This is a genomic window from Collinsella sp. LCP19S3_H3, assembly GCF_052119145.1.
Lineage (GTDB): Bacteria > Actinomycetota > Coriobacteriia > Coriobacteriales > Coriobacteriaceae > Collinsella.
In genome coordinates, this window is sequence record NZ_JBQKFW010000006.1 from 1 (window position 1) to 15,030 (window position 15,030).

The 15,030-nt window shown below is 60.1% G+C and carries 14 protein-coding genes and 2 tRNA genes; 13 read left to right on the plus strand and 3 right to left on the minus strand.

Annotated elements, in window-relative coordinates; genetic code table 11:
* Nucleotides 1-280: 280 nt before the first annotated feature.
* From ACTQZF_RS04395 to ACTQZF_RS04405, 3 genes are all read right to left on the minus strand, one after another.
* A tRNA-Val gene (locus ACTQZF_RS04395) sits at nt 281-356 on the minus strand.
* 57 nt (nt 357-413) lie between these two features.
* A complete protein-coding gene (gene asnB / locus ACTQZF_RS04400; protein WP_441554650.1) occupies nt 414-2,282 on the minus strand; it encodes an asparagine synthase (glutamine-hydrolyzing) in 1,869 nt (622 codons plus the stop codon).
* Nucleotides 2,283-2,485: 203 nt separating this feature from the next.
* On the minus strand, nt 2,486-2,701 hold the full coding sequence (locus tag ACTQZF_RS04405) for a hypothetical protein (RefSeq protein ID WP_441033411.1): 216 nt from the start codon (nt 2,699-2,701) through the stop codon (nt 2,486-2,488).
* A 202-nt stretch (nt 2,702-2,903) separates the two neighbouring features.
* Here ACTQZF_RS04405 and ACTQZF_RS04410 point away from each other — a divergent pair, with 202 nt between their 5' ends.
* The 13 genes from ACTQZF_RS04410 to ACTQZF_RS04470 all read left to right on the plus strand — a co-directional run bounded on the left by ACTQZF_RS04410 (nt 2,904) and on the right by ACTQZF_RS04470 (nt 14,741).
* Nucleotides 2,904-4,421, plus strand: coding sequence for a Mur ligase family protein (locus tag ACTQZF_RS04410; RefSeq protein WP_441554651.1), 1,518 nt, complete (start codon nt 2,904-2,906; stop codon nt 4,419-4,421).
* 130 nt (nt 4,422-4,551) lie between these two features.
* Nucleotides 4,552-5,463, plus strand: coding sequence for an HAD family hydrolase (locus ACTQZF_RS04415; RefSeq protein WP_441554652.1), 912 nt, complete (start codon nt 4,552-4,554; stop codon nt 5,461-5,463).
* A 53-nt stretch (nt 5,464-5,516) separates the two neighbouring features.
* The gene (murI, locus tag ACTQZF_RS04420; RefSeq protein WP_117769301.1) at nt 5,517-6,401 is read left to right on the plus strand and encodes a glutamate racemase; all 885 of its coding nucleotides are present in this window, start codon (nt 5,517-5,519) and stop codon (nt 6,399-6,401) included.
* Nucleotides 6,402-6,453: 52 nt separating this feature from the next.
* The gene (rph, locus tag ACTQZF_RS04425) at nt 6,454-7,179 is read left to right on the plus strand and encodes a ribonuclease PH (protein WP_117799672.1); all 726 of its coding nucleotides are present in this window, start codon (nt 6,454-6,456) and stop codon (nt 7,177-7,179) included.
* A gap of 142 nt (nt 7,180-7,321) precedes the next feature.
* The gene (gene rdgB / locus ACTQZF_RS04430; protein WP_118206636.1) at nt 7,322-7,963 is read left to right on the plus strand and encodes an RdgB/HAM1 family non-canonical purine NTP pyrophosphatase; all 642 of its coding nucleotides are present in this window, start codon (nt 7,322-7,324) and stop codon (nt 7,961-7,963) included.
* A gap of 3 nt (nt 7,964-7,966) precedes the next feature.
* Nucleotides 7,967-8,413, plus strand: coding sequence for a D-aminoacyl-tRNA deacylase (gene dtd / locus ACTQZF_RS04435; protein ID WP_117797049.1), 447 nt, complete (start codon nt 7,967-7,969; stop codon nt 8,411-8,413).
* A 114-nt stretch (nt 8,414-8,527) separates the two neighbouring features.
* A complete protein-coding gene (locus ACTQZF_RS04440; RefSeq protein ID WP_118206416.1) occupies nt 8,528-8,824 on the plus strand; it encodes a Veg family protein in 297 nt (98 codons plus the stop codon).
* A 2-nt stretch (nt 8,825-8,826) separates the two neighbouring features.
* The gene (gene ispE, locus ACTQZF_RS04445; protein ID WP_441554653.1) at nt 8,827-9,723 is read left to right on the plus strand and encodes a 4-(cytidine 5'-diphospho)-2-C-methyl-D-erythritol kinase; all 897 of its coding nucleotides are present in this window, start codon (nt 8,827-8,829) and stop codon (nt 9,721-9,723) included.
* 49 nt (nt 9,724-9,772) lie between these two features.
* Nucleotides 9,773-9,849, plus strand: a tRNA-Pro gene (locus tag ACTQZF_RS04450).
* Between the two features lie 112 nt (nt 9,850-9,961).
* Complete coding sequence (gene tatA, locus ACTQZF_RS04455) at nt 9,962-10,237, plus strand: twin-arginine translocase TatA/TatE family subunit (RefSeq protein ID WP_195838497.1); 276 nt, start codon at nt 9,962-9,964, stop codon at nt 10,235-10,237.
* 106 nt (nt 10,238-10,343) lie between these two features.
* Entirely contained in the window at nt 10,344-10,814 is a 471-nt protein-coding gene (greA, locus tag ACTQZF_RS04460) for a transcription elongation factor GreA (protein ID WP_006234960.1), read from the plus strand.
* 79 nt (nt 10,815-10,893) lie between these two features.
* Complete coding sequence (gene lysS / locus ACTQZF_RS04465; protein WP_441554654.1) at nt 10,894-12,858, plus strand: lysine--tRNA ligase; 1,965 nt, start codon at nt 10,894-10,896, stop codon at nt 12,856-12,858.
* A gap of 314 nt (nt 12,859-13,172) precedes the next feature.
* Entirely contained in the window at nt 13,173-14,741 is a 1,569-nt protein-coding gene (locus ACTQZF_RS04470) for a threonine/serine ThrE exporter family protein (protein ID WP_441554655.1), read from the plus strand.
* The last annotated feature ends 289 nt before the right edge of the window (nt 14,742-15,030 follow it).

Here is a 15,030-nt window from a genome sequence, read left to right on the forward strand (position 1 = left end):
GTTTCCTCAGCTCCGCACCCTTGCGGGTTCGAATCCCTCTGCACTGGGCCCAAAAGGGAAAGGCCCCCATCGCTGGGAGCCTTTTCAATCAAGTGGTGGGCGATGAGGGATGTCCGCGTGCGGCTGGCGCCGCCCGCTTCCGCTTCGTCGCTCCGCTCCTTGCGTGCTGCGCTGGAAAACGCTTCGCGTTTCCTCAGCTCCGCACCCTTGCGGGTTCGAATCCCTCTGCACTGGGCCCAAAAGGGAAAGGCCCCCATCGCTGGGAGCCTTTTCAATCAAGTGGTGGGCGATGAGGGATTCGAACCCCCAGCCTTGTGCGTGTAAAGCACCTGCGCTAACCGTTGCGCCAATCGCCCGCGGGAATTGAGTATAGCGGAAACCCTGCGGGGTTCACCGCTAATTCATAACGAAATCTAAGCGGCGACTTCGGTGCCCTTGTTCTCGTCGATAAAGAAGCGCTTGTACCAAATGAGGAACGTCAGCGTGGTATAGATCTTGCGCTGGTTGAGCGCGCGGCCCTCAAAGTGATCGTCGAGCAGCTTCATGAGCGCATCGGTGTCAAAGAAATCGGCAGCCCACGGTGCGGTGAAGTACTCCTTGACGTAGTCGTAGTATTTCTGCTCGCGCAGCCAGAACTTAACTGGCACCGGGAAGCCAACCTTCTTGCGTGTTGCCCACTCATCGGGCAGCGTGCGATTGGCGGCGTGGCGCAGGACAAGTTTGCAGCCCTCTTCGTTGACACGGTAGTTGGCGGGAATATGCTCGGCGAACTCCATGACCTTTTTGTCCAGGAACGGAACGCGGAGCTCCAGGGAGTGTGCCATGCACATCTTGTCTGCCTTGAGCAGGATGTCGCCCGGAAGCCACATGTTCATATCCAGATATTGCTTCTTAGAGAGCTCGCAGCAGTCGGGGACCTGCTTGTAGTACTCTGCGCACATTTCGGAGGCGTTCTTGCCGGTGTCGTAAGCTGGCTTGAGAACCTCGTCAACCTCGGACGGGTCGAACACCTTTGCCTGGCCCACGTACCAGCGCTCGGGGACCTCGGCGCACTTGGTCAGGAAGTTGTGACCCTTAAAGTAGGGGAGATGCTGAACGAGCGAGCCCAGGGCACGGCGCACGCCGAGCGGCACGCGCTTCTTGAAGGATCGCATCTCGGGGGTGTCCTCGTACCACTCGTAGCCGGCAAACAGCTCGTCGGCGCCCTCGCCCGAAAGGACGACGGTAACTTCCTCGGCGGCCATCTGTGCCAGATAGTACAGCGGTACGCTGGAGAGGTTTGATTGCGGCTCGTCCATGTGGTACTGGATATCGGGTAGCGCGTCGAAGAACTCGTCGGCGGTGATCATCTTGCGCACGTTCTTAATGCCAAGCTTGTCGGAAAGCTCGGCGGCGTAGTTGGTCTCGTTGAAGTTCTTGTAGTCAAAGCCGACGGAATACGTGGTGTCGGGCATGAGGCAGGCGGCAATGTAGCTGGAGTCGACGCCGCCGGAGAGGAACGAGCCAACTTTAACATCGGCGATGCGGTGCGCGGCAACGCTCTCGTGCACGACCTTGTCGCACTCGTCCACGTACTCCTCGAAGCTCTTGGAGTTGTCATCGGTAAAGTCGCAGCTCCAGTAGCGCTTGATATCCATAGTGTTGGTCGTAAGGTCGTACGTAAAGCAATGCGCGGGGGCAAGCTTGAACACGCCCTTAAAGAACGTCTCCTCCGTGGCAGGGAACTGCAGCGTGAGGTAGGGACGCAGCGCATCGCGGTTGACGGCCTTCTCAAACTTGGGGTGGTCCAGGAAGCTCTTGATCTCGGAGCCAAACAGCAGCGAGCCGTCGGAGGCCCGGTAGTAATAGAACGGCTTGATGCCAAAGATGTCACGGGCGCCGAAGAGCTTGTTCCTGTTCTGGTCGTGAATCACGAACGCATACATGCCGCGCAGGCGGTTGACCAGGTCCTCGCCCCACGCCTCGTAGCCGTGCACCAGGACCTCGGTGTCGGCGTTGCAGTGGAAGACGTAGCCGGCAGCCTCGAGCTCGGCGCGAAGCTCCTGGAAGTTGTAGATCTCGCCGTTGAAGACGATGGTGACCTTGCCGTCATCGCTCGACATGGGCTGAGCGCCAGCCTCGGAAAGGTCGAGAATCGAAAGACGGCGGAAGCCGAGGGCGACGTTATCGACGATGTGCTGGCCACCCATATCCGGCCCGCGATGGATGATGCGATTCATCATGGCCGTGAGAACCAGCTCACTCTGTTTATCTGTACCGGTAAAACCGACAAAACCGCACATGCAAGATCCTTTCTGCTGACGGCTTAGGTGCGCTGCCGCAAGGTTTGCAGCAGTCGATATCAATCAATCCTTACTATCATGCCAATCTTTTGCTTCGTGATGGGGCATAAGCGCCGAGGGGACCGAAAAACCACGGCCCGCACGTTGGGTGAAGCGGCGGGCCGTGACTGCGACGATTGCTGTGTGCGAGAGCGCGAGAGGGGCTAGCGCTTGCCGCGCTTGGCAAGGCGGTGCTCTACCTTGGCGACGACGTGGATGAGCGGAATCGTCACAACCAGATAGTAGGGTGCGGCGCAAATGTAGGGTGTGATGTTGCCCGTGGTGGTCGTGAGGTTTTTGGAGAACAGCATGAGTTCCATGACGCCGACGCTCGAAAGCAGCGACGTGTCCTTGTAGAGCATGACAAACTCACTGGTCATCCCCGCATCGCGCGCATTTGTAGGGCGGGGGTTTTGTTATTTCGAATTAACCGTGCGCTGGTCCTTGCAAGTTTTTAGGGTGCTGAGACACTCGCAAGGTCAGGTGGCATATTAGGATGGTTGATAATACAGGGGCGCGACCGGATTCATCTGGGACGGTTTTTGCTCTTTTAAGGTTAGGTTTAGCGAGAAAGGTCGTTATATGTCGGGTACGACGAAGGAGAAGCTGGCTTTGATGCGCTATGTGGAGCTGCTCGAGGCCGAGGCCCTTGTTGTTTCCAAGCCGGATACTCTTTGCGACCAGCGCATCGAGTTTGCGACCGACGACTCGCGCCAGGTACGTCCGGGCACATTGTTTGTCTGCAAGGGCCGTGCGTTCAAGCCCGAGTATCTGGTCTCGGCGATTGCCGAAGGCGCCGTGGCGTACGTGTCCGAGGTTGATTACGACGTCGATATTCCCGCTGTGATCGTCAACGATATCCGCCGCACGCTCGCTGTGGTGGCGGACGCCTATTACGGTCATCCCTCGGGCAAGGTGAAGGTCTGCGCTTTTACGGGCACCAAGGGCAAGTCGACCTGCAGCTTTTATCTGCGTGGCATTCTTGCCAACGAGGCTAAGCTCACGGGCCGTCATCGACCAGCCCTCAACACGGGTATCGAGTTCGATGACGGTATCGAGACCGGTCCTTCTAAGCTAACGACCCCCGAGTCCTTCCTTTTGCAGTCGCGTATCGCCCATGCCGCCGAGGCGGGCGCTCCGTGGCTGGTCATGGAGGCGTCGAGCCAGGGCCTCAAATACGAGCGTACGGGCAAGATTGACTTTGAAGTGGGCGCCTTTACCAATATCGGTGAGGACCATATCTCGCCGATCGAGCACCCCACGCTCGAGGATTACTTTGCCAGCAAGCTCAAGATTTTTTCGCAGAGCCGCTTTGCCGTGGTCAACCTCGATATGGACCACGTCGACCGCGTGCTCGAGGCGGCGTCCCGCTGCGAGCACGCGGTGACGTTCTCGCTGACCGATGGACGCGCCGACGTGCGTGCGTTGGCCATTCGCAACGGCGATTGCGGCGTGATCGCCACGGTCCGCACGCCGCGCTTTACGCGTGACATCGTGATCCCCACGCCCGTCAAGTTCAACGTGTCCAATGCGCTTGCCGCGATTGCCTGCGCCGAGGCCCTCGGCATTTCCGAAGAGGGCATCGTCCATGGCTTTGAGGGCGTCTTTGTTCCCGGTCGCATGGAGCTCTATCCGTCTGTATCGGGCAAGATTTTGGGCGTCGTTGACTATGCGCACAACGGCATGAGCCTCGAGACGCTTTTGCGCGACCTGCGCGAGAACTATCCCGAGCGCGAGCTGGCGGTTGTCTTTGGTGCAACGGGAGGCAAGGGTGTCGATCGCCGTACTACGATGGGTATCGCTGCCGGCAAGTACGCCGATCGCATCGTGATTACCGAGGATGACCCGGGCCCCGAGGACGTCGAGGACATCTGCGCCGAGATCGCGCGCAATGTCCAGGCGCAGGGAAACGATAGCTGGCAGATCGTGTGCGACCGCGCCGCCGCTATCGAGACGGCCGTGCGCGAGACCGACCGCCCCGCTGTGGTTATCGTGACCGGCAAGGGCGAGGAGGAGTGCATGCTGCGCAAGAACGGACCCGAGCCCTGCGAGCGTGATGGCTCGGTTCTCAAGCGCATCCTTGCGGCGTACGACGCCTAAGCGCTGCTGCCTTTAGGATGGCGTTTGCGGATCCTCGACGCCCGATGATGCAGTGTCTCTCAAGCGTGTTCACCTTAGGGAAAACGCGGTACCAAGATTAAGCCTTTTCTACGTAATAAATGGAGTGACCATGTCCCACAACACCCTGCCGACCGTTGCCGAGCTTTCGGGCGAGATGCGCGAGCGCCTTGCCAAGGTCAAGTACGTCTTTACCGATCTGGACGCCACGATGCTCGCGCCCGGCTCGTGCGTGCTGCGCGACAACGACGGCAATCCCTCGACCAAGCTCGTCGAGGCCGTCGTGGCGCTTGCCCGCGCTGGCATCCAGGTAATTCCCACCTCGGGTCGCAACCGCACCATGATCCACGAAGATGCCCGCGTGCTCGGCCTCAACTCCTACATTGGCGAGATGGGTGGCCTGGTCATGTACGACCTCAAGGCCAACGACTGGGAGTATCTGACCGGCGACATGCCTTACGACCCCGCCTGCGGCCTTACGCCGCACCAGGTGATTGAGCAGACCGGCGTGTGCGAGAAGATTCTCGCTCGTTGGCCGCACAAGATCGAGTACCACAACGACATGTCGACTGGCTATAAGTACCGCGAGGTCACCGTCGGCATGCGCGGCGATATTCCCGATGACGAGGCGCAGGCCATCCTCGACGAGGCCGGCTGCGGTCTGGTCTGGGCCTGCAACGGCCACTTGACTCATCTGTCCAAGCCGACGACCCTCGAGCTCGATCGCGCCGAGGACGGTCGTGCCTTTAACATCAATCCGTCGGGTCTCGACAAGGGCGTGGCGGTCGCGCGTTTCTGCGAGCATCTGGGCATCGAGCGCGACGAGACGCTGGCACTCGGCGATTCCGAGTCTGATTTCTACATGGCCGACCACGTGGGCACGTTCTGCCTGGTCGAGAACGGTCTGACCAGCGCCGGCGCGCCCGAGTTTCTTGCGTCCTGCGATAACGCCTTTGTCACGCGCGGCAGGATCGTTGACGGCTGGGCGGCGACGGCGGAGCTGCTCGTCGCGGCCCGTTCATAGCGCGGCACCGTTACGCTTGGCCATATCTTTTCGAGAGAGAATCTGGTGAGGTAATGTCCGATATCGAGAATCTGGCCGGTGATACGCGCCCCATCGGCGTGTTCGACTCGGGCCTGGGCGGCTTGACGGTTGCGCGCGCGATTGCGACGGCGCTTCCGCACGAGTCCGTCTACTACTTTGGCGATACCAAGCGCTGCCCTTACGGCACCCGCACCGAGGACGAGGTGCGCTCGTTTGCGCTACAGGCGGGGCGCTGGCTTTCGAGACACGACGTCAAGATCATGGTCATCGCCTGCAATACGGCGACGGCAGCGGCGCTTCGCCTGGCTCAGCAGGTGCTCGATGTCCCCGTGATTGGCGTAATCGCGCCGGGCGCGCGTGCCGCCATCAACAGCACCCGCACGCGCCGTGTGGGCGTGCTCGCCACCAACCTCACCATCCGCTCGGGCGCCTACACGCGCGCCATCCAGGACTTGGATGCCGGCGTGGACGTGTATGGCTGCCCTGCCTCGAGCTTTGTCGAGGTTGTCGAGCACGAGCTCGCCTCGGGCGCGCATCTGCAGGAGCAGTGGCTCGAAAACGAGGATATTTTTGATACGCCAGCCGTTCGCGCGCTGGTCAACGCCACAGTCGAGCCACTGCACGATCGTGGCATCGATACCGTGGTGCTCGGCTGTACGCACTTTCCGCTGCTGGTAGGCCCCATCCGTCATGCGTTGGGGCCCGGGGTGCGCGTGGTGAGCTCCGCCGAGGAGACCACCCGCGAGCTGACCGATATCCTCACGCGCCGTGAGCAGCTGGCGGGCAACACCGCCGAGCCGCAGCATCGCTTTGCCACCACGTCCGACAACATTGCCGAGTTTGCGGTGGCGGGCAGCTTTATCTTTGGCCAGCCGCTCAAAAGCATCGAGCATGTCGATATCGACGAACTCGGTTAGGCACGCAATGTCGCCGGAGTCTTCGCCACTCTTTTGCCGAAAGGATAGTTCCATGGAATATATGCAGGTCAACCGCGCCAACGGCCGCGCCGCAAACGAGCTGCGTCCCGTTAAGCTCACCCGCGGCGTCATGAAGCACGCCCACGGCTCGTGCCTGGCAGAGTTTGGCGACACGCGCGTGCTGTGCGCCGCCACCATCGAGGAGGGCGTTCCGGGCTGGCGCAAGGGCGCTAAGGCCGGTTGGGTAACGGCGGAATATGCGATGCTGCCGGCGTCGACCGGCAAGCGCTGCAAGCGCGAACATGCCAACCGCAAGGGCCGTTCCATGGAGATCGAGCGCTTGATCGGCCGCAGCCTGCGCACCGTCGTCAACATGAAGGCGCTCGGCGAGTACACCGTTACCGTTGACTGCGATGTGATCCAGGCCGATGGCGGCACGCGTACGGCGAGCATCACCGGCGCCTGGGTGGCGCTGCACGACGCCCTTGCCATGTGGGTCGAGGCGGGCAAGCTCGAGCGCATTCCGCTTACCGGTCAGGTTGCCGCTATTTCCATGGGCGTCGTCGACGGCAACACCCTGCTCGACTTGGATTATTCCGAGGACAGCCACGCCGAGGTCGACATGAACCTCGTTGCCACCGACTCCGGCGAGATGATCGAGCTCCAGGGTACCGGCGAGCAGGCGCCCTTCGACCGCAAGCGTCTCAACGCCCTGCTCGATCTGGGCGACAAGGGCATCGCCGAGCTCATCGAGCTTCAGCGTCAAGCCCTCGCCTAACCTGCCAAAAGGGGATGTTGATTTTGGCAGGTTTAATCTGAGAAAACGCCGAAGTATAAGACTGCCGTTGATTGAGAGGGGAGAGGCCGAGGCCCTCGTCGTCCTCTACACGGCATTGCTATAAGAGACAAGGAGGCCAGCTATGGCACTTGAGAAGATTGACATCGACACCCTCGACCCGGCGGCGACCATTGTTGTGGCCACGGGTAACGCCCATAAGCTCACCGAGATCGAGGCCATTTTGGGCAAGGTCATGCCCGAGGTGCGCTTTGTGGCGCTCGGCCAGCTGGGCGATTTTGAGGACCCCGAGGAAAACGGCACGACGTTTTTGGAGAACGCCATCATCAAGGCGCAGGCTGCGGTCGAGGAGACGGGCCTTATGGCCATCGCCGACGATTCCGGCTTGGTCGTCGACGCGCTGGACGGTGAGCCGGGTGTGTATAGCGCGCGTTATGCGGGCGTACACGGCGATGATGCCGCCAACAATGCCAAACTTCTCGTTAATCTGGAAGGCGTGGCAGACGAGGATCGCACCGCACGCTTTATGAGTGTCGTTGCGCTCATCGACCAAGACGGCCTGGTCACCTATGGCGAGGGCGCCTGCGAGGGCGTTATCGCACACGAGGGCCGCGGCGACCACGGCTTTGGCTACGACCCGCTGTTCCTGCCGGTCGATACGCCGGGCAAAACTATGGCCGAGCTCACAGCGGACGAGAAGAACGCCATCAGCCATCGTTTCCATGCACTTGAGCACCTGTCCGCCAAACTCACGGGCGAGGAGTAGGCCGTGCGTGCGGTGGTGCAGCGCGTGCTCAACGCCGGTGTGACGGTCGACGGCGAGTGCGTGGGCCGCATTGGGCGCGGCTATCTGGTATTGCTGGGTGTGGGCCATGGCGATACGCGTGCCGAGGCCGATAAACTATGGGGCAAGCTCCGCGGGCTGCGTATCAACGAGGACGAGAACGGCAAGACTAACTTGGCGCTTGCCGATGTCGACGGCGAGGTGCTCGTGGTGTCGCAGTTTACGCTGTTTGCCGATTGCCGCCACGGCCGTCGTCCGTCGTTTACGGATGCTGGCGCGCCCGATGTCGCCAACGAGCTTTATGAGTACTTTCTGACGCTCGTCGCCCAGGACGTCGACCACGTGGCGCACGGCATCTTTGGCGCCGACATGAAAGTCGACCTGGTCAACGACGGCCCGTTCACCATTGTCCTCGATACCGACAATCTGTAAGTGGCCTAATTAGCTACTTGCGTGGGGTTGTAACAGGGTGCTATAGTATTAGAGTTTTGTCTATCTTAGGGGTATTATCCCCTTTTTGAATTGCACCTTCTGGAGGCCCTGTTCATGGAAGAGATGGAAGTCAATTACGTCGACGACATCCACGAGAAGCTGACCGATATGGTGGGCGATCGCGTCAAGGTGAAGGCCAACATGGGCCGTACCCGCGTTGTCGAGCGCATGGGTACCATCAAGAGCGTCCACCCGGCTGTCTTTATCGTCGAGGTTGACGAGCGCCGCGGCCGCAAGTCGCGTCAGTCCTACCAGTACATCGACGTCCTTACCGGTCAGGTTGAACTGTTCGACCCCGAGAGCGGCGAGCACATCTTTACTCCGCTCGGCAACCAGCTCGAGGAGCATTAACGGTGACCGATCGGTCCCTCATCCTTACTGCGCCGGCAAAGATTAACCTCTACCTGGGGGTTCATACCGAGCGCGATACCCGCGGCTACCACAACGTCGATTCCCTGATGGCAGCTGTCGGCCTAGCCGATACCGTGACGGTCACGCCGGCGCAGGCGTTGACCGTCCAGACGGTTCCGGCATCAGATTTTCCCATGCAAAAGAATACTGCCTACCGCGCCGCCGTCGCCATGGCCGATCATTTCGGGCGCGAGGCAAACGTGTGCGTGACGATTGAGAAGCGCATCCCGCTGTGCGCCGGCCTGGGCGGCCCCTCGACGGATGCCGCGGCGGTTATCGTTGCCCTGGCTGAGCTGTGGGGCATCGACCGCACTGATCCTGCGCTGGATGAGATTGCGCGTGGCATCGGCGCCGACGTGCCGTTCTTTTTGCATACGAGCCCCGCATTCTACGTGGGTGGGGGAGACGTTCTGGCAACTGAGTACCCCGCGCTTCCTGTGACGCCCGTTGTGCTGGTCAAGCCGCGGGAGGCGAGCGTTTCGACAATTGAGGCCTATCGACGTTTTGACGAGGCCCCGGTGCCCGCGACTGCGCCCGGCGCCATTGCATCGGCTCTTAGCGTGAGTGATGCGAAGATGGCGTATTCGCTCATCCATAACAACTTGGGCGTCATTTCTGCTTTGATGGAGCCGCAGATCCAGGCGGTTCTCGACTGGCTGAGCGAACAGGAGGGAACCGTTGCCGTGGACGTGTGCGGGTCGGGTGCCTGCTCTTTTGCCATTTGCGACACCGCCGCCACGGCCGAAAGGCTTGTCGACGCCGCCCAGCAAAATGGCTGGTGGTCCTGCGCGACTGAGCTTATTCCCAACACGGTACAAATCGACGCGTCAAAGAAATAAAAATTTCTCTAGCACGCGGCGAAAAACTTTGTTACTATAGTCGAGCTAACGGGTTGTGGCTCAGTTTGGTAGAGCACTGCGTTCGGGACGCAGGGGTCGCTGGTTCAAATCCAGTCAACCCGACCAGAGCATGAGGAGGGACCGCTTCTTGCGGTCCCTTTTTTTAGCTATTGTTGTGATACCGCGATACCCGCGGTATACTCATTCGAGCTTGTCTCGCTGTTTTGTGGAGGTCTACATGTTTGGACTGAGGGCTCCTGAGCTCATCATTATTCTCGTCGTTGTCCTGATTATCTTCGGGCCCAAGAACCTGCCGAAGCTCGGCAAGTCCCTCGGCTCTACCGTCAAGAATATCCGCGAGGGTATGGAGGGCGACGATAAGGACGAGACCAAGCAGGCCGAGGACGTTGTGGTCGAGGAGTCCGAGGAGGACAAGAAGATCGCAGAGCTCGAGGCCCAGCTCGCCGCCGCCAAGAAAAAGAAGGCAGAGGACGGCGACGCGGACGCAGAGTAGTCCCATCCCTTTGGGGTGAGCACCTGACCGGCTTGCCCGCAGGCTAGCCGGTCTTTTTCGTTATGTTGACAGTTGATTGTTACATCATAGTTGGGGAGATATCCGTATGGACGCAAGCCAGATCGTACTGACCGCTGAGGGCCGCCAGAAGCTCGTCGAGGAGCTCGCTTGGCGTGAGGGCGATTACGCCAAGGAGATCGTCGAGGACATCAAGGAAGCCCGCGCGTTTGGCGACCTTTCGGAGAACTCCGAGTACGATGCCGCCAAGGACAAGCAGGCTCAGAATGCTGCTCGCATTGCCGAGATTCAGGCTATTCTCGCCAACGCTCAGGTTGCTGCCACCACGGGCGATCTGACCGTCTCCATCGGTTCCACCGTTTCGCTGATTGATCCCAACGGTGAGGTCATGGAAGTCACGCTCGTCGGTACCACCGAGACCAACTCGCTCGAGCACAAGATCTCCAACGAGTCCCCGGTCGGCCACGCCATCATCGGCCACGGCGAGGGCGACTCCGTCGAGGTCGTTACGCCTTCCGGCAAGACTCGCGTCTACACCATCGCCAAGATCGCACGCTAGACCACGGTCCCGCGTAAAGGTATGTTTTCGCTCCCTGGGACCGAATCCTGGGGAGCGTTTTAGTTTGAGGAGCTAACTTATGGCAGAGAACCAAAACGCCGCCGAGCAGGCATCGACGCTCAACGACGAGCGCGCCACGCGCCTGGCCAAGCGCGCCGCCCTGTTCGAGGCGGGCCAGAACCCCTATCCCGAGCACTCCGAGATCGAGGACTACGTTGCCGACATCGAGGCTAAGTATGCCGATCTTGCCGATGGCGAAGACACCGAGGACGTCGTGAAGATCGGCGGCCGCGTGGTCGCCAAGCGTGGTCAGGGCAAGATCATGTTCATCGTCGTGCGCGACGCAACGGCCGAGATTCAGCTGTTCTGCCGCATCAACGACATGGACGAGGCAGCCTGGAATACGCTCAAGGCCCTCGACCTTGGCGATATCCTGGGTGTGACCGGTGTGGTTGTGCGTACTCAGCGCGGCCAGCTCTCCGTCGCCCCTAAGAGCGCGACCCTGCTCTCCAAGGCCGTTCGCCCGCTGCCCGAGAAGTTCCACGGTCTCTCCGACAAGGAGACCCGCTATCGTCAGCGCTATGTCGACCTGATCGCCAACGACGATGTTCGCGAGACCTTCCGCAAGCGCTCGCAGATCCTCTCCACCTTCCGTCGCTTTATGGAGTCCGACGGCTACATGGAGGTCGAGACCCCCATCCTGCAGACCATTCAGGGTGGCGCTACGGCTAAGCCGTTCATCACGCACTTCAACGCTCTCGATCAGGAGTGCTACCTGCGCATTGCTACCGAGCTGCACCTCAAGCGCTGCATCGTCGGTGGCTTTGAGCGCGTCTTCGAGATCGGTCGTATCTTCCGTAACGAGGGCATGGACCTCACCCACAACCCCGAGTTCACCACGATGGAGGCCTACCGTGCCTTCTCCGATCTCGAGGGCATGAAGGCGCTCGCCCAGGGCGTCATCAAGGCTGCCAACAAGGCCATCGGCAACCCCGAGGTCATCGAGTACCAGGGCCAGACCATCGATCTGTCCGGTGAGTGGGCAAGTCGTCCCATGACTGATATTGTCTCTGACGTGCTCGGCAAGAAGGTCACCATCGACACGCCTGTCGAGGAGCTTGCTGCCGCCGCGCGCGAGAAGGGCCTGGAGATCAAGCCCGAGTGGACTGCCGGCAAGATCATCGCCGAGATTTACGATGAGCTGGGCGAGGACACCATCGTCAACCCGACCTTCGTGTGCGATTACCCCATCGAGGTCAGCCCGCTCGCCAAGCGTTTTGAGGACGACCCGCGTCTGACCCACCGCTTTGAGCTGGTCATCGCCGGCCACGAGTACGCCAACGCATTCTCCGAGCTCAACGACCCGGTCGACCAGGCTGAGCGCTTTGCCGCCCAGATGGCCGAGAAGGCTGGCGGCGACGATGAGGCCATGGAGTATGACGAGGACTACGTGCGCGCCCTCGAGTACGGTATGCCTCCCGCGGGCGGCATTGGCATCGGTATCGACCGCGTGGTCATGCTGCTCACCAACCAGGCTTCTATCCGCGATGTCCTGCTGTTCCCGCACATGAAGCCCGAGAAGGGTTTCCAGTCCGGTGCCGCTGCCGCCAAGGCTGCAGAGGCCGGCAACGCCGCGAGCCCGTTCGTTAAGTCGCTTAAGCCCACGCTCGATTACTCCAAGATCGCCGTTGAGCCGTTGTTTGAGGAGTTCGTCGACTTCGATACCTTCTCCAAGAGCGATTTCCGCGCTGTGAAGGTCAAGGCATGCGAGGCCGTCAAGAAGTCCAAGAAGCTGTTGAACTTTACGCTCGACGACGGTGCCGGTGCCGACCGCACCATCCTCTCCGGCATCCACGAATACTATGAGCCCGAGGACCTGGTCGGCAAGACCCTGCTTGCCATCACCAACCTGCCTCCGCGCAAGATGATGGGCATCCCCAGCTGCGGCATGCTCATCAGTGCCATCCACGAGGAGGAGGGCGAGGAGCGCCTCAACCTGATCCAGCTCGACGCCTCCATTCCCGCCGGCGCAAAGATGTACTAATTGGTTCCGCCGTTCTACCGAACGGCGGACCAGCCGACGCTGCGCGCCGCCCAGGGCGACAATTTGTCATTCAAAAGGCAAGGCATGACCAGAAGGTCTATGCCTTGCCTTTTTCATGCCAACTTGTTCGCCCTGGACGTCGCTCGCTGTCGTTGCCAAAACATCGGCGTTGCCGGAGTAGTCGTTGGGGACGTTCTTAAACGACTACCCAATGGCTATTGCACGCATGGCTCGCATGACAGTCGTCTCTTTTATGTTTCCTTTAGCCGTCGCTGTCTAGGATGGGGGTTAGTCGATAGGAAGGGAGCACCGGGATGGACGAAGCGAGCGAGCGCGCAATCGAAGAGGACATGCTCGATCAGTTCAATTACTTTGATGATGAGGACGAGGAGCTGATCGACCGTCGCGAGCCAGCGCCGCTTGATTCCTTTGATCTGGTCGATGAAGAGACTGATGAGGTTGAGGACGAATCAACGGAGTCCCCACAGTCTTCGCGCCTTAACTCGCTGCTTTCGAGAGCCCCCATGCACCACGGCGTTCGTGCCGGCGCGCTCCATATGAAAACTGACTGGCACCAGATCGTGACGGCAGGCGATGAACTTGCCGTCGATGCGCCGCTCACCGATAAATCATCCATCGTCTGCCGCACCGGTATGCTTATGCTCGCGAGTGGAACGGGTGCCTGGCGCGTACGCGATACCATGAATCGAGTCGCCGCCGTACTCGGTGTCACCATCCATGTTGACTTAAGTCTCCTGTCGTTTGAGTGTACTTGCATCGAAGATGGCCACTGCTTTAACGAGGTCGTCAGTCTGCCGACAACCGGCGTCAACACCCATCGCATTTGGATGATGGAGAGTTTCCTCAAGGAAATCGAGACCTATGGTCGTCGCTTCACGGTGCACGAGTATCACGAGATGCTCAAGACCGTTGAGAGTTCAAAACCTGATTACGCGCCCTGGCAACAGGGCCTTGCGGCAGCCTGCGCCTGTGGCGCCTTTGTCTTTTTACTTGGTGGCGGTCCCATTGAGATGGCATGCGCGTTCGTGGGCGCGGGTGTCGGCAACTTTGCCCGCTCCCATATTCTCAAGCAAGGCCTTGGTCAGTTCAGCGCTTTGACGCTCGGTGTCGCACTGGCCTGTATCTCATATTTGCTGGCATTGCTCGGCCTCGCCCAGGTTGTTCCGGGTGCAATGTCGCACCAAGAAGGCTATATCGGCGCCATGCTCTTTGTGATTCCTGGCTTTCCGCTCATTACGGCAGGTCTCGACATCGCTAAGCTCGACATGCGAAGCGGTATCGAGCGTCTTTCGTATGCTGTGTCGATTATTGTGATGGCGACCCTCGTAGGTTGGATGGTTGCCGAGTGTGTGGGACTGGCGCCGGACGACTTTGCCCCACTGGGCCTTTCGCCGCTTGCCCTTACGCTCCTGCGCGTGGTGATGAGCTTCGTTGGCGTATTCGGCTTCTCGGTGATGTTCAACAGCCCGGTAAAGATGGCCGCGGCAGCTGGGTTGATCGGCGCCGTGTCCAATACCCTGCGTCTGACCCTTGTCGATGCGCCGACGATGATTCCCTTCCTGGGCCTCAGCACGGGAATGCCTCCCGAGGCAGCAGCGTTTATCGGCGCGCTGGTATCGGGTCTGCTGGCAAGCTTGGCCGAAGTCAAGCTCACCTACCCGCGCATCGCCCTCACGGTGCCTTCGATTGTCATTATGGTGCCCGGTCTGTATCTCTATCGCTCTATGTATTACATGTGCACCTTCGACACAGTCAATATGCTCGGCTGGTTTGTGCGCGCAGTGCTCATCGTAGCGTTTCTGCCCGTTGGGCTGGGTGTGGCGCGTACGCTCACCGACCCTCGCTGGCGCCACACCAGCTAATTGGTACAAGGGGGGACAGGTTACTTTGCACCAAATGAGTTGCGGTGAAATAGGGACTGAATTGCTGCTTAAAGGGTCAAAACAGTCCGTATTCCACTGCAACTTATGGGGTCGGGGGATTATCGGTGCCCTGCATCTTCATAAACTCAACGCTTACGAAGCGTGTGCTGTTCGTGTTAGGGTAGTTCCACCACATAAGTAGTCGCAGACGCACGTACCACGGGCGGGCGAGATGAAGTCCCAGTAGCTTCATCTCGCCCGCCCGTTTTTGTTGTGCACCGCGGCGTAA